Here is a 24,800-nt window from a genome sequence, read left to right as displayed (position 1 = left end):
AAAATTAAATATCCTTCATATTTCTGATATCGAGTTATTTACTCCAATTTATATTTTAACAAAATCAATCATTCACCCAACTTTGATTAATCATTTCAATTAAAGCTTTATTTAATTTCTTTTGATTAATTTGAAACAATTTAATATTTTCTTCTAATAATTCTTCACTCTGACCATCAGATGCACTTAAAAAGCGCTTAAAAAAACTTTGATAACGATATTCTGAAATATCACCTGTAATATCTGCCCCAATGAGCTTTCCTTTAAGCTGTGTAATTAAATCTTTTAAATGATGCTCTAGGAAAAACCCTTGATCCCAATTGGTCATTACCACATCTTTTGATAAAACATCTTTATCAATAGAGAGATAGGTTTTTAAATTTAACGATGATATTTGTGATAAAAATTCTTGCATTAAATCATCTGGGTTTTGGAAATTAAACCAGGCGCCTGAGGCTCCAATCCATCGAGTCCAACTGGCGTTTTGTTGAATACTCCAATAATGCAGCTTCCCATGGCGAAGTGGTGACCAATGATTTTCCCAAGCATGTTTCCAACCAATATCGTTTGAACCGATACCAATCACATCGATACGTGCAATCTGCGGTAATAAACTCGCCCAATACACCCAAGATCCGCAATGAATCCCAAATGGGTAACGCATATTATCTGGATGATTATCACAAACAATTAAATGAAAGGGTTCAGCATCTTTGAATCTATTGAGCAAATATTGAGTGATGTGATGATAGTCCCCACTCCCTATTAATGTGCAACCCAACGTTGTATTTTGAGGTAACTGATCGGTTAAATAACTAGAGAGCTGATGAAACTGATTCCACTTACAACCAAAGCGAATCATCTCTTGCCAAGAATTCAGATTGAGATTAAATGCATTTTCAGGAATCCCTGTCGAATCATCAAAATTGAGAACAATGGACTGCCGCATATGCTGATTGTTCATGATTTTGACTCCTGGGATTGCTCATACCAATGCGTATCCGACTCAAATAAATGGCGCATCTTTCTTAAAATAAAACGGAGTACAGGTTGACGAATCCAGACCAAGTGCCGCGTAAAGGTAAAACTTGCCCCAAGTTTTGATTTCACTTCTGGATCAGTCCAACCCGCGATATAGAATTTTAAATTATGTTTCTTCGCATAGTCCAAATTGACAAACCAGCTAATAAAATACAAATTATAATCGGTCGCTAATGCATAATTTAGACCAATATATTTATCAATGAGATTATTTTTATATTCATAACAAATATTATAACCCACTAAAATATCATCTTTCCAATAGAGAAAAACTTTTCCGCCACTGTTCGTGTCTTGTAAAATTTCATCGAAAAACTCTGAACGCAACAAATCAAAATGAATTTCACTCTGATGATAAACAGCCAAATAAAGTTGATATAAATGCGTACGGAAATCGTGTTTTTTAAAAATATCAGACCCTGTATCTACAACTTCTAATCTTAGCTCATCCAGACTTTTTAGTTTTCTTTTTAAATTTTTTCGCCGACTTTTAGAAAATCGAGATAAATAATCTTCACGATCTTGAAAATCAATTGCAACATAAGCCAAAGCTTGGCCTTCTAAAGATAGAAAACCTGATTTCTCAGCAGCACTGATTAATTTTTGACTGTATTGATTTTCGAAATCTGTTAATAATGGCGAATTTAATGGCAAATCTTTAATAATAGTTAATGTATTATTTTTTGATTTTTTTTTCAGATTTTCTACAATTTCATCAATCTGATAATTTTGCGGTAAAACTGTGTACTCTGTGACTGTTGTCCCGATGAAACACGTGGAGAGATAAAGTAACTTCCCCCAAAATTTATATCCAAATATAGATTCAATTTTTTGTCGAACAGGTATATCTAATGTAGTTAATAAATTAAACTGCGTCGTAAAATATGGCAAACCCTCTTTTGAGCTTCGTACCTCAAAAGTTTCTGGTGGATATTTTAAAAAGGCATCAATTAAAGATTGTGGCTCTAATTGATTAAGATTAATTTCTACACTCATATTTATTCAATACGTTTTAACCAAAAGTTGATATGATTTTTAACTTATTCATTTCAACCCAATAAGTGTAAAAAATATCAGTTCCCAAATATACTTAAATTCACTATAACCATAAGATTTATGAAGTATATTTATAATATTAAAAAGAATAGTCAAATGATTATTCAACTATTCTTTTTTAATCTCAAAAATATGTTCGGCAGCATGCATAAAATAGATTATGTATACTGCCTAGCTAAACTTTTTTAGATTAAAGCTCTTTTTTTGCACGAACTAATAATTGCTCTAGCAATACCATTGCCTGATCAATTTCAGCTCTAGAAATTTCAAGGTTTGGTGCAAATGTAATAACGTTTTTATAGTATCCGCCAACATCCAGCACTAGACCACATTGCTTGCCTTCATACTCAAGCGTACCAGATAAGCCGATATCAACCATTTTATCAAGCAACTCTTTATTTGGAGTAAAGCCATCAGTCTGACAAATTTCAGCACGAAGCGCCAAGCCTAAACCATCAACATCACCAATTTCACAGTGGCGTGTTTGAAGATCTTTCAAACCTTCGAGGAAGTAAGCACCACTTTCCATGATCTGTTTTTCATAGTCTTTTTCAGCAAGCATTTTCATGACTTCAAGACCAACCGCTGTACCTAGCGGGTTTGAAGCAAATGTTGAGTGTGTAGAGCCTACTGGGAAAGTGACAGGGTTGATCATTTCTTCTTTTGCCCAAACACCAGCCAATGGATTTAAACCATTTGTCAGTGCTTTACCAAAGACAACGACATCAGGCGTGATATCAAAATGTTCAAATGACCATAGTTTACCAGTACGGTAGAAGCCCATCTGAATTTCATCAACCACAAGTAAAATGCCATGATCGTCCAGCACTTTTTTCAGTTCTGGATAGAAATTCATTGGTGGAATGACATAACCACCAGTCCCCTGAATAGTTTCGATATAGAACGCCGCAAATTCACTTTCACGAACTTTCGGATCCCAAACACCATGATATTCGTTTTCAAATAATCGGCGGAATTCTGCAACAAGTTTGACTGCATATTCTTCTGGGGTCATGCCTTTTGGACGGCGGAACGGGTATGGGAAAGGAATGAATTGAGCACGTTCACCAAAGTGACCATAACGACGGCGATAACGATAGCTAGAAGTAATTGATGACGCACCTAATGTACGTCCATGATAACCACCTTCAAAGGCAAACATTCTGCTTTTGCCTTTGCAGAAATTACGGACTAGCTTAAGAGAATCTTCAATGGATTGAGAACCACCAACGTTATAATGGATACGGCCCTGCACCCCTGTTTTTTTCAAGATGTCTTCAGCAAGCACTTTACTGAGTTCAATTTTTGTCGGGTGCAAATATTGGCTTGCAATTTGTGGCAATGTGTTAATTTGATTAATTAATGCTTGATCTAGGCGTGGGTTTTTATAACCAAAATTAACTGCTGAATACCACATTTGTAGATCAAGGTATGGTGTCCCATGATCATCAAACACATAACTACCCTGACAATCTGTAAAAATCTTTGGGGGATTTACATAATGAACAGTATCTCCATGAGAGCAATATTTTGCCTCATCTGCTAATAGTTGAGCTTCATTAATTGTCATGAGACCTATCCTTTTGGGTAGTTATACCGTATGTTTACTGTTCAATTATTCGATGCATTCCACTGGTCTTTTCAACCGAAATAGAAGCACATTTGTTCATTTCCACGGCATAAAATTTAAAAGCAGTTTTCTGAATTGAAGCTTAAAATTTAAAAACTATCCCTAAAGAAGGCGAAAAATCTATACGGTTTTTAACGATAGGACTTCTATATTGTTGATTTGATAAATAATTTATATTCACCCCACCAAAAACATTCCATTTTTTATTTAAATTGTAATTAAAGTTCAAATCCATATAGGGCTGAAGACTATCCTTAGGATGATATTCAGTTACCCCACTGTTACGTGCTTCAGATGCAGTCACACCATAGTAATAATCATTATATTGACTGTTACTCCACTGATAACCAAACTCTGGATAAAAAGACCATTTCCCAGTATTCAATTCAGCTAAATAAGAAAGTGTCGCTACGGTTCCTTTGCTTCGAGATAAAATATCTGTACCTATTTGTGCTTTAAATCCGCCAAATGGCGTAATTCGCATATAACTTGCACCAGACATGACAGACCATTTTCTTGTTCTTAAAGCATTTAATTTTCCAGAAGGGCTAAAATAACTGCCATCATAATAGGCGTTTAATCTAAATTGATTCTGCTCATTATTTAAGAGATAGACCCCGAGCTCGTCACCTTCAATATAAATTTTTTTATTGTCATAGAAAGCGGTAGGTAAAACACTCATCCAAGCGGTTTTTCCCTTATAGGCTTGAAAATCCAGAGAAGTATTCAACCCTACACTCAGGGTAGTAGGCTCTTCTGCATAGCTATAATTACACCAAAAATTTAGTCCTATTAAGATAAAAAAATATATCTTATTATTTCTAACAAATAAATTAATCATAAAATTAGACCAAATTTTGATTGATGCTCAAAATATATCTATTATTCTTTTTATCAATCATTTGACACAAATCAGATACAAAAGTAAAAAATTAATTCAAATATTCCATATATTTCATTATTTGGCATAATTCCACAATATATACTAATTTTTCATATATTTAGCCTCTAGCACATTCATTATTAAGTATAAATACCCCCTAGACTTTTTAGGCTTTGGTCTGAGATATAAGGAATATTTAAGGTTTAAGCGATATGTTGCAAATCAAATTTTCTTCAATGTGCTGAAGAAAAAAATAATTAAACGCTGTGAGGCATATATGTTCCTTATCCGTCACAATCTCCCTTCTTCGGCTCAATGGCATATTTTATGTGATTTTGACGGGACGATTAGTTTAAATGATACAACAGACCAATTATTAGAAACTTTTGCAAAACCTGGCTGGGTAGAAATAGAACAAGAGTGGGAACAAGGGAAGATTGGCTCTAAGATCTGTATGCAGCGTCAGATTGAATTACTCGACATGTCTAAAAATGAACTCTATCAATGCCTAGATAGTATTGAAATCGATACAGGGTTTATTGATTTTGTACACATGACAACCGCACACAAGATTCCATTAACCATTGTGAGTGATGGCATGGATGTCGTGATTAAATATATTTTAAAAAAGTATGATCTTGCACATTTACCTATTATTGCAAATCACTTGGTTCAAGTAAGCGAGCGCAACTGGAAACTTGAATTTCCAAATACAAATCCACGCTGTATCAGTCAAAGTGGAACGTGTAAATGTAAAGTGGCCGAACAACATTTTAAGGAACAGATCATTTTGATTGGTGATGGTCGTTCAGACTTTTGCCTTGCGGAAACAGCAGATTATGTTTTTGCAAAAAAATCCCTGATCAATCATTGTATTGGAAAAAGTATTGAACATACTGCATTTAAATCGTTTATTGAAATTCAGGAGCAATTGGTGCAACTGATTCATAACGATGAAAAGCATGGTCGTTTAGCTGTGGTGACAGTATGATTTCAGATAATTCATTTTTTCTTTCTGGTAATCGTACTGGTATTTTACTGATTCATGGTTTAACAGGCACACCCAATGAAATGCGTGGGATTGCCCGTTCATTTCATCAGGCAGGTTACAGCGTTTACGGTGTTCAACTGGCAGGTCACTGTGGTGATATCGAAGATCTGGTTCAAACCCGTTGGGAAGACTGGTATGCCAGCGCATGTGATGGTGCAGAAAAACTTAAACAGCACGTTGACCAAATTTATGTCAGCGGCTTATCTATGGGTGCACTACTGGCTTTAAAATATGCCTCTGAACATCCTTTGAATGGCGTGATTTGTTATAGCCCCACATTTCAGTATGATGGCTGGAGTATTCCGCTTTGGTCAAAAATTGCTGCACCAATTGCACTACCAATTGTTTATCATTTAAACATCGGTCGCCATAATACATTTGATGAAGCTGAACCTTACGGTATTTGTAACGAGTCTCTACGCGCTCGCATTGTAAACGCAATGAATAGTGGTGATAGTAGTGAAGCTGGATTACCTGGTAATCCCTGGCATTCTTTATATCAATTGCAGCGCTTATCACGCAATGTCAGAAAAAACTTGCGTAAAATTACAGCTCCCTCTCTTTGCCTACACGCCTATAATGATGATATTTCACATCGTCGCAATAGTCAGATTGTTTATAATCATGTATCGGGATTAAAACAAGTCATCTGGCTTAAAAATAGTTACCACATGATTACGATTGATAATGATCGCAAACAGGTGATTGAAGAATCATTAAAATTTATACGAAATATTGATAGTCAATTCATCAAGAGCCCCCCTAAAGCATCTGTCCAGTCATCACAACTGGATCATGAATTAGAGAATATTGCATGAGTCCACTGGTTATTGGCGCATGGATTATCACTATTTTAATTGATACCGTTGGGCAGCTTGCTTTTAAAGCAGCTGCTTCAGAAAGCTCAGAGCACGCGGGTATGCAACACTGGAAAGCCATGCTCCAGCGACCATGGCTTTGGATTGGAATTTTTTGTTACGTTTTTGAGTTTATTGCTTGGCTTGCCTTTTTATCTCTTGTGCCATTATCTGATGGCATCATGCTAGGTAGCATCAATATTGTGGTGATTATGCTGGCCGGACGACTATTTTTTAAAGAAAAATTATCCAGAAATAGATTAATAGGTGTGGTTCTAATCTCGATTGGCGTCACTATTGTAGGGTTAGGCGCATGAAATCTTTTTATATTATTGGCTTTTTAGTGCTCATGATGTTTGATACTCTGGCACAGATCAGTTTCAAATTTGCATCTGTGCATGCCATGCCGCTTTCATTTGACCTTCCTTGGCTGATTCGAGTGTTTTCCCATCCATGGATTTATGGTGCATTTGTCGGCTATATCGGGGCATTTTTTACCTGGATGACACTATTAAAATATGCACCAGTCGGCCCTGCCTTTGCAGCTTCACACCTCGAATTGATTAGCGTCACTATACTTTCAATCTGGCTCTTTAATGAACCTCTCACTTTAATTAAAATCATCGGCGCTTTATTTATCATTTCTGGTGTCTTCTTTTTAGCTAGAGATGAATCTAAAGCAGATGTAGAAAACGTCCCGTATAACATCCATTCTTAAATTATGAGCACAGAGATCCCTCCTACAAATGGTCTGCCTATTTTATTTAGGGATCTTGTTTCTTTTGGGCATAAATATGATTTGGCGAGTTCAGTCGCCAACCTTTTACAGATACCGACGCCAGCGCTGACTTGCTCAGGAACTGTTGCCTTGATGGTTGCGTTAAAGACGCTACAATCGATGCATCCTAAAAAAAACCAAGTCATTATTCCTGCTTGGACATGCCCATTAGTGCCATTAGCCATAGAAAAGCTTGGTTTAACGCCTATTTTATGTGATCTGAAAAAAGATCATTTTGATTACGATCTGAACGAACTCGCATTAAAAACAAACGCAAACACACTGGCAATTATTGCCACCCATATAGCAGGTTTAGTCTGTGATTTGGAAGGTATTCAACACATCGCAGATCAACATCAAACTTATATGATTGAAGATGCAGCCCAAGCCATGGGCGCTCAGTATCATCATCAAAGTGTTGGATTATTTGGAGACATCGGCTTTTTTAGCCTTGCTTTCGGTAAGGGACTCACCAGCGCAGAAGGTGGAATCTTATTTAGCAAACATCCAGAATTGCAGCAAAAATTACATGCAGCATGTCAAGATTTGCCTGTGCTCAAAGACTGGGAATTGAAAAGAATGATCGAGTTAGTCGGTTATACTTTTTTGTATCGACCTTCAACACTTAGCCTGATTTATGGAAATCATTTACGTCGTGCTTTAAAAAATAATGATGAAATTACGGCTGTAGGAGATAATTTCGATCAAAATGATATTCCAGTTCATCGCTTAGGTCGATGGAGAAGTCAGGTTGCAGCTTCTGCGATATCCCGATTACCTAAGCATTTGCATAAAGCACAGTATCAGGCAAGATCTAGAATTCAAAGATTCAAAGAATTACCTCACCTTCAAGTTTTTGAAGAACAAGCTGAAAGTAGCTCTAACTTTCCATTTATTTTATTACTTGCAGATCGACCTGAGTTAGCACATGCAATTTTAGCCAAGCTATGGACGCAAGGCTTGGGTGTAACCAAATTATTTGTACGAGCGATACATCAATATCCTAATCTCGCTCATTTAAATACATCTTTGCCGCAAGCAGAAAGTTTTGCGCAAAGGTGTTTTAGTATTTCTAATTCGGCTTGGTTAAGTGATAGTGAGTTTGAGAAGATTTATAGCATCATTGAAAACACGATTCATTCTTATAAATGAATAGACCTCATCCACCATTTTTATTCAGCTTATTGATAATGCTAAATACTCGCTGAACTGCCCTTAAATGGGTTCATGAATATTCTAGGGCGCACATTATCAATCTCATGTATTCCCTACGATACCCAATCTTGGTTCAACTCACTTTTAACGATATAAAGCCAGCCGCAGAAATGAAGTCAGTCTATAAACCATCTAACTGCCTTGGCATTTCTTAACTGGTATATATGCCAAATTTGTGTTCTAACACTTCTTTAGGAAATGGTTTTCCTAATAAAAAGCCCTGAAATTGCTGACAGCCTAAACGGTTGAGAATTTCCAGTTGTTCTTCAGTTTCAATGCCTTCAGCCGTAATGGTTAAACCCAAATTTCGGGTGAGCTGAATCAAGCTGGCTAAAATCAGTTCATCTTTTGAACCACGATGTAAATCTTTAATAAAAGCACGATCGATCTTCAATTCATTGACTGGCAAATCTTTCAAATATAAGAAACTTGAGTGGCCTGTACCAAAATCATCAATCGAGAGTTTCACACCTAACTTACGGATTTTCTGGAAAATCTCGATACTTGAGTCAATATGATGCATGGCTGTGCTTTCAGTAATTTCGATAATCAAATGATTTGTATCAATCTGATATTCTTCAATATACTGCTTTAAAGTTTGTATCAGTGATTTATGCTCAACCTGAACTGCGGACAAGTTAATCGAAATTGGGTAAAAGTTTTGTTCTTGTTGTTCCCACAATTGAATCTGTTTACATGCCTGCTCCATGACCCAATATCCCAAAGGAATGATTAATCCTGTTTTTTCTGCCAAGGGGATAAACATATTTGGACCAAGCAGCCCCATTTTAGGATGCTGCCAGCGAATTAATGCTTCAACACCACAAATTTTACGGTATTTATTAAATTTCGGCTGATAAAATAAAACAAACTGATCTTCTTCAATTGCCTTAAAGAGGTCATTAATCAGTTTGGATTGATGACGTTCTTCATATTGTTCAATATTATAATTAAAAACACTATAGGTATTACGCCCCTGCTCTTTAGATGCCAGCATCGCAATATCTGCATGCATTAATAATTCTTGCAAATGTTCACCATGCTCAGGATACATTGCTATACCGATACTTGCCGTAATATTAATATTACGTCCTGCAATATTAAAACCATGCTGAATATCGGTCAGAATTTTTTGGGCTAGTTGTTCTGCCTGCGCAACAGAAGAATGTTCTGCAATCAGCAAAAATTCATCTCCGCTAATGCGTAACAAGGTCTGGCGCTCTGCGATCTGCTCAGTGATGCGATTGGCAAATTGCACCAACAACTGATCTCCCACATGATGACCAAATGCATCATTAATGGATTTAAAACGATCCAAGTCAATGTAGATCACCGCAATTTGCTGACGATGCAAACGATGCTCAGCCAAAATCATTTTGACATAATCATTTAAATACAAACGGTTCGGTAACTGAGTTAAAGTGTCATGCGTTGTTAAGTGCGTTAACTCTTTATGAACCTCTGTCAGTTGACGATTTCGTTCTTCCAGCCTTAATTCCAGTAATGCCACAAAAAATGCAGCAATCAGAATTAGGCAGGCAACAATTACTATACCTAGTATCACAATATGACCAGATGTTGTTGTTTGAAGTACATGGCTACTTTTTATATTAAAATGCGCCGCCCATATGCCCACGTAGTGCATTGCTACAATACTAAAAGCCACCATAAAAGCGACAGCTATTTTTAAGATAAAGGCATTATTTTGCACATTTTTTAACCTAAAGGTTAACCATAAGCTCACTCCAGATCCAAAAACCGCAATCATGACTAAAATTCCAGTCCACAAGGCATCATATTGAAATGCCTGTTTTAGCGGAATAAATGTCATCATGGTAAAATAATGCATCAAAAAAACACCACTTCCAATGCCAATAGCCCCTAAACCTAAAGCATAACGCTCAAGTTTAGGCTGCTTTAGTAACCAAGTGACGCCTAGCGCAGCGACTAACATACTTAAATATGACGGGAGTAACAGCCATTTATGCACAAGAACGCCATCTGACTGTTGTATCATCCACATACCAAAAAACTGTAAAGACCACACAACGAATGCAGAAAAAATAACATTCATTAAAATGATGGTTTTCTTGTACTGCTGATACAAAAAAAATTTAAACAATACCCCTTGTAATGTAATCATGGCATAGCAGATCAATATGGCTACAATCATAGCACCCACAACAAAATTGACGTGATCATTGAGTTCTGTCATTTCATGTACCCAAATTTGTTTTTGTAATTGACCTGCTTCTTTTCAAAAGCCTATTCATAAAAACCTGAAAAAAATATGATCAGGTGTTAACAGAATCATGTTTAACGCAAATTCAAAGTAAATATCATGGTTATTTAAAAATCGAATTTATATTTTATAGTAATCTGTTTTAGTTTAAAAAAATATGCCTAAGTCAGCTTATTCAAGAATATCTTAAAAATTTACTTTGCTTTATATTTGCGACAGTATCAAAAAACAATTTTTTTATAAGATGTCAAATCAGCATTTAAGACTCATGATTACACAGCCCTTCATTCATAATGATTTGATTTACACTCTTTTTATTTTAATCACTCGGTCAAATTAAAACATATCTCAATGATGTATAAGAAAAATTAAATCAGCTTGTGAAAGAAGCCTATAGATTCACCTACTATTTTATTATTAATCGACACACAGGTTATTTTTGATGAGGTATTAAATGGCTTATTTTTAGCTTTTTAGAAAAACTAAATATTATCCTTTATTTTGAAATTTATTTAAATTAATTCATGATATTTTTACAAACTTACCTGATTATATTTATAAAAAAGCTCGGTTAATTCCCGAGCTTTTTTATATTATTACTTAATTAATTACCTGATTTTTGTTGCTGCAATCTTGCGTAATCAAGCAATACATTGGCTGCTTCAGTCACAAAAGCTTCTTCCTCTGGTAATGCTGGACGTAGATTGGCTTTCAATTTAGCACGTGTTTCACTGAGCGCATCAAGCGATGCCTGATAACTGCTCCAGTCTTTATACGGCGTGAGCCCTGTTTGCTGACGGCGTAAGTTCTCAGCATTTAAAGTCTGCTTTTCTAAAGTATCAAGTTCAACTTTACGCTGATCCAGATTCAGAGGCAGACGTTTCTCATCATCAGTTTTCTTGGCAAGTGCACGACGAGCTTCCAAATAGCTAAACTGAGGATCTTGAGTGACACGCTGCGTTGAAAGTTTTTCTAGTTCAGGTAAATACGGCTTGATTACACCTTCACGCTTAAATGGTGCTGTTGGAATTGTGTCCCATTTCAAGGCATTTTTGGCTTTACGCTCACCGAACTCATCATTCCAGATATCAACCAGTTTAATGTCTGGAATCACACCCTTGTTTTGCGTGCTGCCACCCGTAATTCGATAAAATTTACGCTGAGTCAACGTTGCCTGACCATAAGCCAAAGAGTCTAGCTGAACTTGCGCGGTACCTTTACCTGTCGTGGTACTGCCAATAATAATACCACGGCCATAATCCTGAATTGCAGCAGAATAAATTTCACTTGCCGAAGCCGATGCCAAGTTCACCAACACTGCCAAAGGCCCTGCATAGGTTTGTTGACCAGCATCATTATCTTCAAAGACATTGACGTTACCATTCCCATCACGGATTTGTACGACTGGACCTGACTTAATCACTTGACCAATCATACGTGACACTTCTTCAAGCGAACCACCTGGGTTATTACGCAAATCAATAATAATGCCTTCAACATTCTGTACTGAAAGTGCTTTCAGAGCATCATTGGTATCTTTGGATACGGAACGATAGTCCGCGCCATCACGGCGTGCACGATAGTTGAGATAAAACGATGGGATTTCAATGACACCAAAAGTATGCTGTTTACCATCACGGTTAACTTTCACAACACGTGATTGCACGCCCTGATCATCTTCTTTAATCACATCACGCGACAAAGTCACTGTACGTGCCTGACTCATTGGTGCACCTGCACCCAATAGTTTTAAGGTGACATTGGTGCCACGCTTACCACGAATCAATCCGACAATTTCCTGACTCGACCAGCCAACAACATCAACCATCTTGTCACCGCCTTGGGCAACACCAATGATACGGTCGCCTGCTTTGACCTGACCAGACTTGCTCGCTGGCCCGCCATCTACAATGGTTTCAATTTTGGTATAGTCTTCATTACCGCGTTCAGGGCGAATCGAGACCCCAATCCCTTCTAGCTGCAAGGTGGTTTGACGATTCAATTCCATTGCATCAGTAGGTGGGAAATAATTACTGTGTGGATCGTAAGTCAGTGTCATGGAGTTCAGGATTTTATCCAGAACATCGTCACTCTTGGTACGACCAATACGCTCTAACTGGCGAGTATAACGCTTGGTTAGCGTTTGCTCAGGCGTTAAATCTTCAGAACTTAAATCCTGCCCCTGCGCCAAAGAAGGGTCTGCTTTAAGAGTTTTTTGTTTCGCCAGATCTTCTTGCTTGCTAATCGTCAGGTTGATTAACTGTGATAGCAGCATTTTATGCCAGTAATCACGCTGCTCGATTTCAGTTTTAAAATACGGTGCTTTTTCACGATCAGTATCAATATAGTTATTTTTCTGTTCTAGGTTTTGTGGTTTTTTCAACTCGGCCAGCATATAGCTATAAAAATCTTTTAAGCGCTGACGATACTGGGCATGAATCGCATAAGGCGCGGTTAAATCACCAGCTTTGAGCGCTGCTCCCAGGGTTGCACCATATTTTTGTTTATACGAGGCAACATCAGATGCGAGGAAAATCGTATGGTCTGGGTCTAAGCTATCCAGATACATGCCTAAAATACGATTGGACGTATTGGCATCCAGACGCATATTCAGATAGTGTTGGCGATCAATCAAGGTTGCAAGCTGACGTGTCACCAATTTCTGTGCTTGAGTTGGTTGTACTGCCGATACAACAGACTCCGCACTGGTCGCAGCAGCCGCTTCATTAATCACATGAGTAAAAAATAGACCACCTGTTGCCAGTGCAACTGCGCAAGCGATTGTTTGAAGTTTCATATATTAATCGTGCTTCCTTGGATTTCACCAAAAATTACATAGCAATAATATTTAATTAGACTTGAATATTCATGATCTTAATCAAAGTCTTTGTACCATGTCGTGTAGTTTTATCATATTCTGTGCTGACAAAATGTAGCAAATCATTGCAAAATTCAATCTCCATTTGCAATTCACCCAGTAACGGAAGCTCTTATGATTGGCGCATTGATGCTCGATATCGCAGGAACCACCCTGACTCCAGAAGATATTGAATTACTGAAAAACCCTCAAGTGGGCGGTTTAATCCTGTTTGCACGTAATATTGAGTCACCACAACAAGTTCGTGCCTTGACCGATCATATTCGTAGTGTTCGCCCTAAAATCTTGATTGCCGTTGATCAGGAAGGTGGCCGCGTTCAACGCCTGAAACAAGGTTTTACATTATTGCCTGCAATGGGGCGCTTTGGTGAGCTGTATCTTGAGCAACCTGAACATGCCCTAAACTTAGCCCAGCAATGTGGCTGGCTTATGGCAACTGAAGTTTTAGCAGTAGGTATAGACTTTAGTTTTGCTCCCGTACTGGACTTAAATGACATTAGCGATGTGATTGGCGACCGTGCCTTCGCTAAAAATATCGCAGACATTGCTCCACTAGCACGCGCTTTTATGCAGGGTATGCAAGCTGCAGGGATGGCAACCACAGGCAAACATTTTCCAGGTCATGGCTCAGTCAAAGCCGACTCGCATGTTGCAGCGGCAATTGACTCGCGCAGTTATGAGGAAATCTATGAGCAAGACATGCAAAGCTTTATTCAACTCATGCCTGACCTCAATGCTCTCATGCCTGCACATGTGATTTACCCACAAGTCGATGCCAATCCTGCAGGCTTTTCTCAACACTGGATTCAAACCGTGCTCCGTCAGCAGCTTCACTTTGACGGAGTCTTGTTCTCAGATGACTTAAGTATGCAAGCTGCCTGTGTCGCGGGTGGTGCAGATGCCCGAATTCAGGCGGCATTAAATGCAGGCTGCGATATGGGACTGGTTTGTAATGACCGTGCAGCAGCAATTGTTGCTCTCGACAGCATTCAAGATTTTGCTCTACCAAATCAGCAACGTCTGGAACGTATGCGTGGCAAGATTCCAGCACTACATCTCAGCGAAAATTTAGCACTGGGTGAAGAGTGGTTACAGGTCAAACACCGCATTGAAGAATTCAAAAACAGTACAATTCGTACTTAAATTCCCTCAAAACGCCTGCATCATCAGGCGTTTTATTTTTTAAATAACACTGTTACTATCAGTGATGATTTTTTAAGTGATCTTAATATTATGCAACAGTCTATTGCGGAGTACATGCAGACCGTCGGTCAACAGGCTCGCCAAGCCTCGCAAACATTAGCGAGCGCTTCGACGAAAACCAAAAACCAAGCACTTATGGCAATCCATGATGCCTTGGTACAACAACAAGCTGAAGTTTTGGCAGCTAACCAAATTGATATGCAAAATGGTCGTGCCAATCAACTCGACAGCGCCTTACTTGACCGTCTAGAGCTTAACCCCGCACGCTTTGCAGCAATGTTACAAGGTCTAAAAGATGTGGCTCAGCTCACCGACCCGATTGGCGAGATTACTGATTTAGCCTATCGTCCTTCCGGGATTCAGATTGGTAAAATGCGCGTGCCTTTGGGTGTCGTAGGCATGATTTATGAATCACGCCCGAACGTGACTTTGGAAGCTGCATCTTTGGCACTCAAATCAGGCAATGCCATTATTTTGCGTGGTGGTTCTGAAGCACTTCAGTCCAACAAAGCCATCGCACACGCCATTCAGCTTGGTTTACAACAATCAGGTTTACCTGAAACATCAGTACAAGTCGTCGAAACTGCAGACCGTGCAGCAGTAGGTCATCTCATTACCATGACTGAATTTGTCGATGTAATCGTACCACGTGGTGGCAAAGGGCTGATTGAACGCATTAGCCGTGAAGCACGTATTCCTGTGATTAAGCATTTAGATGGTAACTGCCATGTTTATGTCGATTCACAAGCGGATCTCGACAAAGCGCTTGCGATTGCCTTCAATGCCAAAACTCACCGTTATGGCGTATGTAATGCCATGGAAAGTCTGTTAGTACACCAAGCTGTTGCCGAGCAGTTCTTACCTGCGATTGCTGCAAAATATGCTGAAAAACAAGTTGAGCTTCGCGGCTGTGAACAGACGCAGAAGATTTTAGGTCAGCAAGTGATTGCTGCAACCGAAGAAGACTGGTACACCGAATACCTTGCACCAATTCTTGCGGTGAAAGTGATTGCCAATATGGATGATGCGATTGCTCACATCAACAAATACGGTTCACACCATACCGATGCGATTGTCACTGAAAACTACACGTTGGCCCGTCAGTTCCTTGCTCGGGTTGACTCAAGCTCAGTGATGATTAATGCCTCAACCCGTTTTGCTGATGGTTTTGAATATGGTTTAGGTGCAGAAATTGGCATTTCTACCGACAAAATCCATACTCGAGGCCCTGTCGGTCTAGAAGGTCTGACCTCACAAAAATGGATTGTGCTTGGGGATGGTCAAATTCGCCAATAAGCACTCGAAATAGATAGAGATAGATTCTCAAAGTGAGTAAACTTGCTTTGAGAATTAAATATTTTTAAAAAAAATATTGGTAATTTTTAAAAAGAATATGGGTAATTTTAAAGAATATTTAGATAAATTATTGATAAAGCTAGGTTTAATCAATAAAAATACCATCATAATTCTAAAGTCGTATCGGCTAAAGTCTAGCTTGGACTAAAAAATAACCCATGTTAAAAATAATGTATTCGATCAGTCAGGTTCTTTCCTAGCACGGATCATGAACAGGAATATGATTTCAATTAAAATTGGGAATAATGACGTGTCTACATCTGTTTTAGTGATTAATTGCGGTTCTTCTTCCATTAAATATGCATTGGTATCAGAACGCCGTGAAGATCGTATCTACGGGCTAGCAGAGAATCTTGGCTCAGAAAACGCGCGCATCAAAGGAATTACTGCGGGTGGTCAACCCCTTGAGTTGGCTATTCCAAATGCTAACCATGAACAAGCGCTAGAGACCTTGCTAGAACGTCTTTCTCATTATAATCCACAAGCGATTGGTCACCGTGTCGTACATGGCGGGACTTTAACTAAAGCGCATTTATTAACACCAGATATTATTCAGCGTATTCGTGAAGCAACTCCGCTTGCACCATTACATAACCCTGCCCATTTGGTTGGGATTGAAGCAACTATGCGTTTGTTCCCTGAACTACCGCAAGTTGCCGTATTTGATACTGCATTCCACCAAACTATGCCAGCACATGCCTACCGCTATGCTGTACCAAAATTCTTATTTACCGACCATAACGTGCGTCGCTATGGTTTCCACGGTACTAGCCATGCCTATGTTTCAGAACGTGGTTCTGAGCTTGCTGGCAGCCTGAAACAAGGTGGTTGGTTAACTGCACACCTAGGCAATGGTAGCTCAACCTGCGCAATCTGGAATGGTCAAAGCGTCGATACTTCTATGGGACTTACTCCACTTGAAGGTGTGGTTATGGGTACGCGTAGTGGTGATGTTGACCCAAGTATTCATAGCTTCTTGGCAAGCAACCTCGGTTGGGATATTTTCAAAATTGATAAAATGCTCAACAAGGAAAGCGGCTTACTTGGTCTATCGAACAATCTTTCAAATGACATGCGCACCTTGATTGAAGCTTCTGAACAAGGCAATGAAGATGCTACTTTAGCCATTGAAGTGTTCTGCTACCGTTTGGCAAAATCTTTAGCAGCATTGAGCTGTGGCCTACCACGTATTGATGGTTTATTCTTCACAGGTGGTATTGGTGAAAACTCAGCGTATATTCGTGAAAAAACCATGGCATATTTGCCGCACTTTGGTTTCAATCTCGACAAAGAGAAAAACAATACTCTAAAACGTGGTACTGAAGGCCGTATCGATGCAGGTGTAGGTCCTCAAATCTGGGTTATTCCAACTGATGAGGAAGGCCGTATCGCAAAAGAAACCGAGCACGTCGTAGAACAGCTTAGCCGTGAGGCAAATGCAGCGATTGCTTAATCAATAAAATTACAATCAGGTGTTTTTATGAATACCCTTCTTCTTATTCCAACCGAGGAAAGCGTGGGTTTAACCTCCGCTTGCCTCGGCATGATTTATGCGTTGGACTGTAGCGGCATTAAAGCAGGTTTTTTCAAACCTTTTTGTCAGGAACAAGACCAGCACCATAACCGTACAGCCGCTTTATATGCACAGCTTTTTCACACACAAGCCACACCATCAATTACGCATCAGCAAATCTTAGATGCAATGAACTCGGGTGAAGTGGACGAGTTACTTGAAGATGCAGTTCGACTGCACCGCGAAGTAGCAAAACAGCATAAAGTGATTATTGTCGAAGGTTTATTGGCAACAGCAGAAGATTATTTTGCCAATGAGCTTAATGCACAGCTCGCTAAAGCTCTTGATGCCAAAGTCGTTTTGGTGAGCAAAGCTGATTTAAATCAGCCACGACAAACTGCAGAAAAAATTGAAGCGAGCTTACGTCACTTTGGCGGTGTAGAAAGCAAACGCGCAGCAGGTGTACTGTTTATGCGCACCAAAGGTTTGGCTGAAAGCGCAGCACAAATTCCTGTGGCGCTCAACACTTCGCTACGTCTTGAAAAAGAAATTGCTGAGTTCACCACTCAGCTACAAAAATTTAATCGTTATATCGGAACAGCAGCGCTACCTATAGTAGGTCTGGTTCCATTTAGCAACACGCTCAGCGTTCCACGTACGCTTGATATTGCAAATAGCATCGATGCTACATGGGTTAATCAGGGTGATGCGACCCAGCGTCGGGTTCTTCACACCAGCCTGATTGCTTCAAGCGTTGAACATGAGCTACAGAAATTTGTCGCTGGTGAGCTGATTATTAGCGCATCTGAACGAATTGATGTGATTTTGGCAGCCAGCCTTGCTACACAAAACGGCGTACCTCTTGCAGGTTTAATTCTGACTGAACGTGAAGCACCAAATGCACAGGTTTTAGAGTTTTGTAAATCGGCAACCCAGCAAGGCTTACCAATTTTACACACCTCACTCAATACGTTAGAAACTGCACAGCGTCTTGCAAGCCTGAGCAATGAAGTTCCAACCAATGATTTAGAACGTGCAGAGCAAGTGACTCGTTTTGTTTCAAGCCATCTTGATCCAAAATGGTTAACTCAACACAGTGAAGCTGCAACCCAACCACGCTTATCTCCTTCGGCTTTCCGTTACGAGTTGGTACAAAAATCAATTGCAGCGAAAAAGCGTATTGTTCTTCCTGAAGGTGATGAACCACGTACCGTTGAAGCTGCGGCAATCTGTCAGTCACGTGGTTTGGCACACTGTATTTTGCTCGCAAAACCAGAACAGGTTCTTGAAGTGGCGAAAGCACGCAATATTGAACTGCCAAGTGATCTAGAAATCGTTGATCCTGACAGCATTCGTGCACAATATGTCGAGCCGATGGTACAACTGCGTAAAGGCAAACTTGATGCTGCTCAAGCGGAAGAACAACTACAAGATACCGTTGTTCTCGGCACAATGATGCTAGCACTCGATCAGGTTGATGGTCTGGTTTCTGGTGCAGTACATACTACTGCAAATACCGTTCGCCCAGCCTTCCAGCTGATTAAAACAGCCCCTGAGTACTCTCTGGTTTCTTCTGTATTCTTCATGTTGTTGCCAGATGAAGTCTATGTCTATGGCGACTGTGCGATTAACCCAGATCCAACTGCCGAGCAATTGGCCGAAATCGCCATTCAATCTGCCGATTCTGCCAAAGCTTTCGGCATTGAACCACGTATTGCCATGATCAGCTACTCAACAGGTACATCAGGTGCAGGTGCTGACGTGGAAAAAGTGGCTCAGGCAACTACGATTGCACAACAGCGTCGTCCAGACTTATTGATTGATGGTCCATTGCAGTACGATGCCGCTTCGGTTGAAAGTGTCGGACGCTCTAAAGCGCCGAATTCACAGGTAGCAGGTCGTGCCAATGTGTTTATTTTCCCTGACCTTAACACAGGCAATACCACCTACAAAGCAGTACAACGTTCTGCCAATGTGGTGAGTGTCGGTCCAATGCTGCAAGGTTTAAATAAACCAGTCAATGACTTGTCACGTGGTGCATTGGTTGACGACATTGTGTTTACCATTGCCCTAACTGCAATTCAGGCAGAACAGCAAGCTGAAGCAAAAACAGCAAAAGCATCTTAATCGCCAGTCGAAATTAAAAAAGCCATTCAAGCATCTTGAGTGGCTTTTTTATTGCGGCTGCTTTTGTGCAAGCCAAACCGTGTGCCCTGCGCAGTCAGCATCTTCAGCAAGCATATGAATCAGCTGAAAACCATGTTGATGTAACAAAAACCGATATTCTTCAGGCGCTAGGCTGGCATGATAGAGTGGCTGCCCAAACATTTCTCCAATTGACTCTCCATTGGCAGGCCCACTGGTAAACATCAGTACTGTACCCGTTTGAGATAACTGTTTAAATCGAGCAAACATGTCACGCTGATCTGATCGGGTTAAATGAAAGAAACTGTCCCAAGCTAAAATTCCCTGAAATTTCTGTGTAGAACTAAAAGTTCGCATATCTGCCCGAACCCACTGCTGATCAGGAAAATGAGATCGTGCCATCTCTAACATCACCTCAGCACTGTCCACTCCCGTAATCCGACAACCCTGATCAATCAAATATGCAGCAATCGGTTTACCTGAACCACAGCCTAAATCTAAAATATGAGAAGATGCGGGAAGCAAAGCCAAAAAACGATCTAGCCACTGTTTCTCATATAAATGCGTACCGCGCAAATTCGTCCATTGACGACCATACTGACGATAAATTTCGATAATATTTTCAGCGAGATGTTCTTGGGTCACGGGACGATATTCCTGTTGTTAAAGTTTCAGCTCATTTTTATATTTTTACTTGTATTCGACCTTGGATCAAAATCTCGGCAAAACTGCCCACAGACTGCTCATTTTGTCATATAATTTAGCCCGCTAGCTAACAGCCCGCTCAAGAGACTTTTGATATGACGACCATTATCAAACAAGATGACTTGATCACTTCGGTCAAGGATGCCTTACAGTTTATTTCATACTATCATCCGCAAGATTTTATTCAGGCGATGAGCCGTGCGTATGATCGTGAAGAAAACCAAGCCGCTAAGGATGCAATCGCACAAATTTTAATTAACTCGCGTATGTGTGCAGAAGGTCATCGCCCAATCTGTCAAGATACCGGGATTGTCAACGTGTTTGTTGATGTAGGGCTTGATGTTAAATTTGATTTAACCATGAGTCTTGATGACGCAATCAACGAAGGTGTACGCCAAGGTTACCTAGAAAACACCAACGTACTTCGTGCATCAGTTTTAGCAGATCCTGCATTTGGTCGTAAAAATACCAAAGACAATACGCCAGCAGTGATTCACTACAAACTCGTACCTGGCAACAAAGTTGATATTACTGTTGCTGCCAAAGGTGGCGGTTCAGAAAACAAATCAAAACTTGCGATGCTGAATCCATCTGACTCAATTGTGGATTGGGTACTTAAAACTGTTCCAACCATGGGTGCAGGCTGGTGCCCACCTGGCATGCTCGGTATTGGGATCGGTGGTACTGCTGAAAAAGCCATGATGCTTGCAAAAGAAGCTCTCATGGAAGAAATCAACATGGACGAATTGCTTCGTCGTGGCCCTCAAAGCAAAATGGAAGAGCTTCGTATCGAAATCTTCGAAAAAGTGAATGCTTTGGGTATTGGTGCACAAGGTCTTGGTGGTTTAACCACAGTACTTGATATCAAAATCAAGGACTACCCTTGTCACGCTGCAGGTAAACCAGTTGGTATGATTCCAAACTGTGCTGCAACTCGCCACGCACATTTCCAACTTGATGGTTCAGGTCCTGCGCATATTCAGGCGCCTAAACTTGAAGACTACCCACAAGTTGCTTGGGATGCTTCTAAATCTAAACGTGTCAACCTAGACACCATTACTCAAGAAGAAATGAACTCTTGGAAGCCAGGTGATACGCTTCTTCTTAACGGTACAATCTATACAGGTCGTGACGCTGCGCACAAACGTATGGTTGACATGTTAAACAACGGTGAAGAGCTTCCTGTAGACCTTAAAGGTAAATTTATTTACTACGTAGGTCCTGTCGATCCTGTACGCGATGAAGTGGTTGGCCCTGCTGGTCCTACAACTGCAACACGTATGGACAAGTTCACTCGTCAAGTCCTAGAAGCAACTGGCTTGTTCGGCATGATCGGTAAAGCAGACCGCGGTCCTGCTGCAATTGAAGCCATCAAAGATAACAAAGCGACTTACCTCATGGCGGTGGGTGGTGCTGCATATCTGGTTTCTAAAGCTGTTCGTCAAGCTGAAGTGGTTGCATTTGCTGACTTGGGTATGGAAGCAATCTACAAGTTTGTGGTTGAAGATATGCCTGTATCTGTTGCTGTCGATGTTAACGGTACATCAATCCATGCGATTGCACCAAAAATCTGGCAAGAGAAAATCGGCAAGATTCCTGTTGTAGATGCAACAGCAGGTTAACCGAAATACATCAAAAAACACGCCGCATGGCGTGTTTTTTTATTTAAATTATTAGGGCCTGTTCAACACTCAAAAATGTAACATTACATAAGCCCTATTTATACCGAATGCCATAAGGTCGTTTCACATGCAACTCAAAAGTATTAGTCAGATTTTAACTTTACTTGGAGGAATGTTTTTCTTTGACTCGAGCCATGCACAGCCTGCATCTCCCAAATCGATTGATCAACTCTTTGATATCTTGCAAATAAAACAAAATACTCAATCCATGGTCAAGCCACAACAACTGCAAACGCTCGGTCTAAATAAAGAGCAGTTCTGGCAAGATGTTGAGCCACAACTGAAACAGCTTTATCAAAAAAACCTGTCCGAAGAAGAAGTCCAAGCACTGAACCGTTTTTATCGCACCCCTGAAGGGCAATCCTTAGCAGCCAAAATGCCAACTCTAAGCCAAGAAACCTACAACGTCGTGGTTCACAACATGATGAACAATAGCGCTGTAAATCATGGTCTATTTAAAGTCCTAGGTATCGACAGTGAATAATTCTAATTAAATTCAGTTCTCAGGCGTAATCTCTATGCTTGCGCCTCCCCCACATCCCAACCCCAATAAAAATAGTTTAGACTTAAATATTCTTTTATTACGATAATCTATTCATTCTAAAAATCATTCAAAGCTTTAGGATAAACATCATGTCAAAAAAAACTATTATTCGCTTTATACTGGCTTGCGTTTGCTGCTACGGCATCAGTCAAACTGCGCTTGCAACGCCTGCGCAACCTGCTTCTGTGCAAGAATTAATACGTCTCTCCAATGCCGAACAATTGGTAAAAGAAACGGTGAAAAACTACGCACCGTATTTCCAAAAACATTCAGAGCAAGTAATTAAAAACTACACAGGACATCAAACTCTAACCGAACAAGATCAAGTTGCAGCACAAAAACTTTCCAAAATTTTTGTAAACACGGTAGAAGTATTTTTGCAGCAAGCAAAACCTATTGAAATAATTAAAAATATCTATACAGAGCAATTATCTGAAGAAGAGGTTCAAGCCTATATCCGCTTCTTAAAATCTCCTGAAGGGCAGTCTATTAACAAAAAAATGCCGATTATTTTGCAACAGACCGCCCAGCAAATTAACCAAGCTACTGAAAAACTCACCCAAGATAAAAAATTTCAACAGCAGATGACCCAACAGATTAGTGATGTCCTTAAACCGTTACCGAAAAAAGCCTCGAGCAAATAATCAAGCATAAAAAAAACGCGCATGATGCGCGTTTTTTTTATAGAACTGAATCAGGCTGATTTTGAGTCAATAATCTTCAAATCAGTTTTTTCAGTCAAAGGCTGTTGTGCCGTATGTACACGCTCAGCTTTGACTTCTGGTTCAGCCTTATCATTAATCACAGCTTCATTGATAATGATTGTGCCTACGTCTGTACGACTTGGTAAGTCATACATGGTATCGAGCAAAACATTTTCCAGAATTGAACGCAAACCACGTGCACCTGTATTACGTTCCAGCGCTTTTTTCGCAACAGCATGCAACGCAGATTCTTCAAATACCAAGTCCACATTTTCCATATCAAACAAATGTTGATACTGACGGGTTAATGCATTTTTTGGTTCAGTCAAAATCTGAATCAAAGCTTTTTCATCAAGTTCATCTAATGTTGCAATAACAGGCAAACGACCAATAAACTCAGGAATTAAGCCAAATTTAACCAAGTCAGTCGCTTCAACCTGACGGAACAATTCAGAGACTTTTTTATTGTCATCTTTATTCTTCACTTCAGCATTGAAACCAATCCCGCCTTTTTCCTGACGTTGCTGAACAATTTTTTCCAGCCCAGAGAATGCGCCACCACAAATAAACAAAATATTTGAGGTATCAATCTGAATGAATTCTTGCTGCGGATGTTTACGCCCACCTTGTGGTGGAATCGATGCCACAGTACCTTCAATCATTTTCAATAAGGCTTGCTGCACACCCTCACCCGATACATCGCGAGTGATGGAAGGATTTTCTGATTTGCGTGTGATCTTGTCGATCTCATCAATATAGATAATCCCTTTTTGTGCTTTCTCAACATCGTAATCCGCTTTTTGCAATAGCTTTTGTACAATGTTTTCAACATCTTCACCGACATAACCAGCTTCGGTCAGTGTCGTTGCATCTGCCATAGCAAATGGTACATCAAGCAAGCGCGCCAAAGTTTGAGCCAGTAAGGTTTTACCTGATCCTGTTGGACCAACGAGTAAGATATTGCTTTTTGCAATCTCAATATCGTCGTGCTTATGCCCTGTTTGCGACACTTTTAAACGTTTATAATGGTTATAAACTGCCACAGATAAGGTTTTCTTCGCCATATCCTGACCAATAACATACTGGTCAAGCGCTGCGCGAATTTCATGTGGCTTTGGCAAAGGACGGCTTGCCCAGTCACCTGAGTCGACTTGTTGACTGGTTTGTACCAAGTCAAGACATACGTCCACACACTCGTTACAAATGTATGCGTCCTCGCCTGCAATCAGTTTCCCGACTTCAGACTGCGTTTTACCGCAAAATGAACAATGTTTTTGTCCTTGAGGATGGTTGGACATATTTTCTCCAATAAATAAT

At 39.8% G+C, this 24,800-nt stretch carries 20 protein-coding genes; 12 read left to right on the top strand and 8 right to left on the bottom strand.

The window, feature by feature from the left end; all coding sequences use genetic code 11:
- Positions 1–64: 64 nt before the first annotated feature.
- The 4 genes from ACX1N5_RS09780 to ACX1N5_RS09765 all read right to left on the bottom strand — a co-directional run bounded on the left by ACX1N5_RS09780 (position 65) and on the right by ACX1N5_RS09765 (position 4,568).
- Positions 65–964, bottom strand: a complete 900-nt coding sequence (locus ACX1N5_RS09780) for a hypothetical protein (RefSeq protein WP_458801616.1) — start codon at positions 962–964, stop codon at positions 65–67.
- Positions 961–2,037 (bottom strand): GNAT family N-acetyltransferase, encoded by a 1,077-nt coding sequence (locus tag ACX1N5_RS09775; RefSeq protein WP_458801618.1) that lies wholly within the window; start codon positions 2,035–2,037, stop codon positions 961–963. The genes ACX1N5_RS09780 and ACX1N5_RS09775 overlap by 4 nt, the downstream gene beginning before the upstream one ends.
- Positions 2,038–2,287: 250 nt before the next feature.
- Positions 2,288–3,667, bottom strand: coding sequence for an aspartate aminotransferase family protein (locus ACX1N5_RS09770; RefSeq protein ID WP_004753803.1), 1,380 nt, complete (start codon positions 3,665–3,667; stop codon positions 2,288–2,290).
- Positions 3,668–3,809: 142 nt separating this feature from the next.
- Positions 3,810–4,568 carry a MipA/OmpV family protein gene (locus tag ACX1N5_RS09765; RefSeq protein WP_458801620.1) on the bottom strand — a complete coding sequence of 253 codons (759 nt, stop codon included), beginning with the start codon at positions 4,566–4,568 and terminating at the stop codon, positions 3,810–3,812.
- A 319-nt stretch (positions 4,569–4,887) separates the two neighbouring features.
- On the opposite strand from ACX1N5_RS09765, the gene ACX1N5_RS09760 reads away from it, so the two are divergent.
- From ACX1N5_RS09760 to ACX1N5_RS09740, 5 genes are read left to right on the top strand one after another with little or no spacing between them, the layout of a single operon-like run.
- Positions 4,888–5,601 (top strand): MtnX-like HAD-IB family phosphatase, encoded by a 714-nt coding sequence (locus tag ACX1N5_RS09760; protein ID WP_458801622.1) that lies wholly within the window; start codon positions 4,888–4,890, stop codon positions 5,599–5,601.
- Entirely contained in the window at positions 5,598–6,479 is an 882-nt protein-coding gene (locus tag ACX1N5_RS09755; protein WP_458801624.1) for an alpha/beta hydrolase, read from the top strand. The genes ACX1N5_RS09760 and ACX1N5_RS09755 overlap by 4 nt, the downstream gene beginning before the upstream one ends.
- Positions 6,476–6,835, top strand: coding sequence for an EamA family transporter (locus tag ACX1N5_RS09750; RefSeq protein WP_458801625.1), 360 nt, complete (start codon positions 6,476–6,478; stop codon positions 6,833–6,835). Before ACX1N5_RS09755 ends, ACX1N5_RS09750 begins: the two co-directional genes overlap by 4 nt.
- Positions 6,832–7,236, top strand: coding sequence for a DMT family transporter (locus ACX1N5_RS09745; RefSeq protein ID WP_004753811.1), 405 nt, complete (start codon positions 6,832–6,834; stop codon positions 7,234–7,236). Before ACX1N5_RS09750 ends, ACX1N5_RS09745 begins: the two co-directional genes overlap by 4 nt.
- Positions 7,237–7,239: 3 nt before the next feature.
- Positions 7,240–8,448 carry a DegT/DnrJ/EryC1/StrS family aminotransferase gene (locus tag ACX1N5_RS09740; RefSeq protein WP_458801627.1) on the top strand — a complete coding sequence of 403 codons (1,209 nt, stop codon included), beginning with the start codon at positions 7,240–7,242 and terminating at the stop codon, positions 8,446–8,448.
- A 214-nt stretch (positions 8,449–8,662) separates the two neighbouring features.
- On the opposite strand, the gene ACX1N5_RS09735 is transcribed toward ACX1N5_RS09740, so the two are convergent.
- Together ACX1N5_RS09735 and ACX1N5_RS09730 are read right to left on the bottom strand one after the other, a co-directional pair.
- A complete protein-coding gene (locus ACX1N5_RS09735; RefSeq protein ID WP_458801629.1) occupies positions 8,663–10,726 on the bottom strand; it encodes a bifunctional diguanylate cyclase/phosphodiesterase in 2,064 nt (687 codons plus the stop codon).
- Positions 10,727–11,357: 631 nt separating this feature from the next.
- The gene (locus ACX1N5_RS09730) at positions 11,358–13,550 is read right to left on the bottom strand and encodes a carboxy terminal-processing peptidase (protein WP_458801631.1); all 2,193 of its coding nucleotides are present in this window, start codon (positions 13,548–13,550) and stop codon (positions 11,358–11,360) included.
- Between the two features lie 195 nt (positions 13,551–13,745).
- Here ACX1N5_RS09730 and nagZ point away from each other — a divergent pair, with 195 nt between their 5' ends.
- The 4 genes from nagZ (at position 13,746) to pta (ending at position 19,830) form a co-directional block, all read left to right on the top strand.
- Positions 13,746–14,774 carry a beta-N-acetylhexosaminidase gene (gene nagZ, locus ACX1N5_RS09725; protein ID WP_458801633.1) on the top strand — a complete coding sequence of 343 codons (1,029 nt, stop codon included), beginning with the start codon at positions 13,746–13,748 and terminating at the stop codon, positions 14,772–14,774.
- Positions 14,775–14,864: 90 nt separating this feature from the next.
- The gene (locus ACX1N5_RS09720; RefSeq protein WP_116727463.1) at positions 14,865–16,130 is read left to right on the top strand and encodes a glutamate-5-semialdehyde dehydrogenase; all 1,266 of its coding nucleotides are present in this window, start codon (positions 14,865–14,867) and stop codon (positions 16,128–16,130) included.
- A 310-nt stretch (positions 16,131–16,440) separates the two neighbouring features.
- Entirely contained in the window at positions 16,441–17,643 is a 1,203-nt protein-coding gene (locus tag ACX1N5_RS09715) for an acetate/propionate family kinase (protein ID WP_458801635.1), read from the top strand.
- Between the two features lie 27 nt (positions 17,644–17,670).
- On the top strand, positions 17,671–19,830 hold the full coding sequence (pta, locus tag ACX1N5_RS09710; protein WP_458801636.1) for a phosphate acetyltransferase: 2,160 nt from the start codon (positions 17,671–17,673) through the stop codon (positions 19,828–19,830).
- Between the two features lie 48 nt (positions 19,831–19,878).
- Here pta and ACX1N5_RS09705 read toward each other — a convergent pair whose 3' ends face one another.
- On the bottom strand, positions 19,879–20,493 hold the full coding sequence (locus ACX1N5_RS09705; protein WP_458801638.1) for a class I SAM-dependent DNA methyltransferase: 615 nt from the start codon (positions 20,491–20,493) through the stop codon (positions 19,879–19,881).
- Positions 20,494–20,648: 155 nt separating this feature from the next.
- Here ACX1N5_RS09705 and ACX1N5_RS09700 point away from each other — a divergent pair, with 155 nt between their 5' ends.
- The 3 genes from ACX1N5_RS09700 (at position 20,649) to ACX1N5_RS09690 (ending at position 23,423) form a co-directional block, all read left to right on the top strand.
- The gene (locus tag ACX1N5_RS09700) at positions 20,649–22,175 is read left to right on the top strand and encodes a fumarate hydratase (protein ID WP_116727460.1); all 1,527 of its coding nucleotides are present in this window, start codon (positions 20,649–20,651) and stop codon (positions 22,173–22,175) included.
- A gap of 127 nt (positions 22,176–22,302) precedes the next feature.
- Positions 22,303–22,719, top strand: coding sequence for a DUF2059 domain-containing protein (locus ACX1N5_RS09695; protein ID WP_004753830.1), 417 nt, complete (start codon positions 22,303–22,305; stop codon positions 22,717–22,719).
- 149 nt (positions 22,720–22,868) lie between these two features.
- Entirely contained in the window at positions 22,869–23,423 is a 555-nt protein-coding gene (locus tag ACX1N5_RS09690) for a DUF2059 domain-containing protein (protein ID WP_458801640.1), read from the top strand.
- A 50-nt stretch (positions 23,424–23,473) separates the two neighbouring features.
- Here ACX1N5_RS09690 and clpX read toward each other — a convergent pair whose 3' ends face one another.
- Positions 23,474–24,781 (bottom strand): ATP-dependent protease ATP-binding subunit ClpX, encoded by a 1,308-nt coding sequence (gene clpX / locus ACX1N5_RS09685; protein ID WP_458801641.1) that lies wholly within the window; start codon positions 24,779–24,781, stop codon positions 23,474–23,476.
- Positions 24,782–24,800 lie beyond the last annotated feature (19 nt).

Source organism: Acinetobacter sp. ANC 4636 (assembly GCF_054454555.1).
This window is presented reverse-complemented; position numbering and strand designations above follow the sequence as displayed.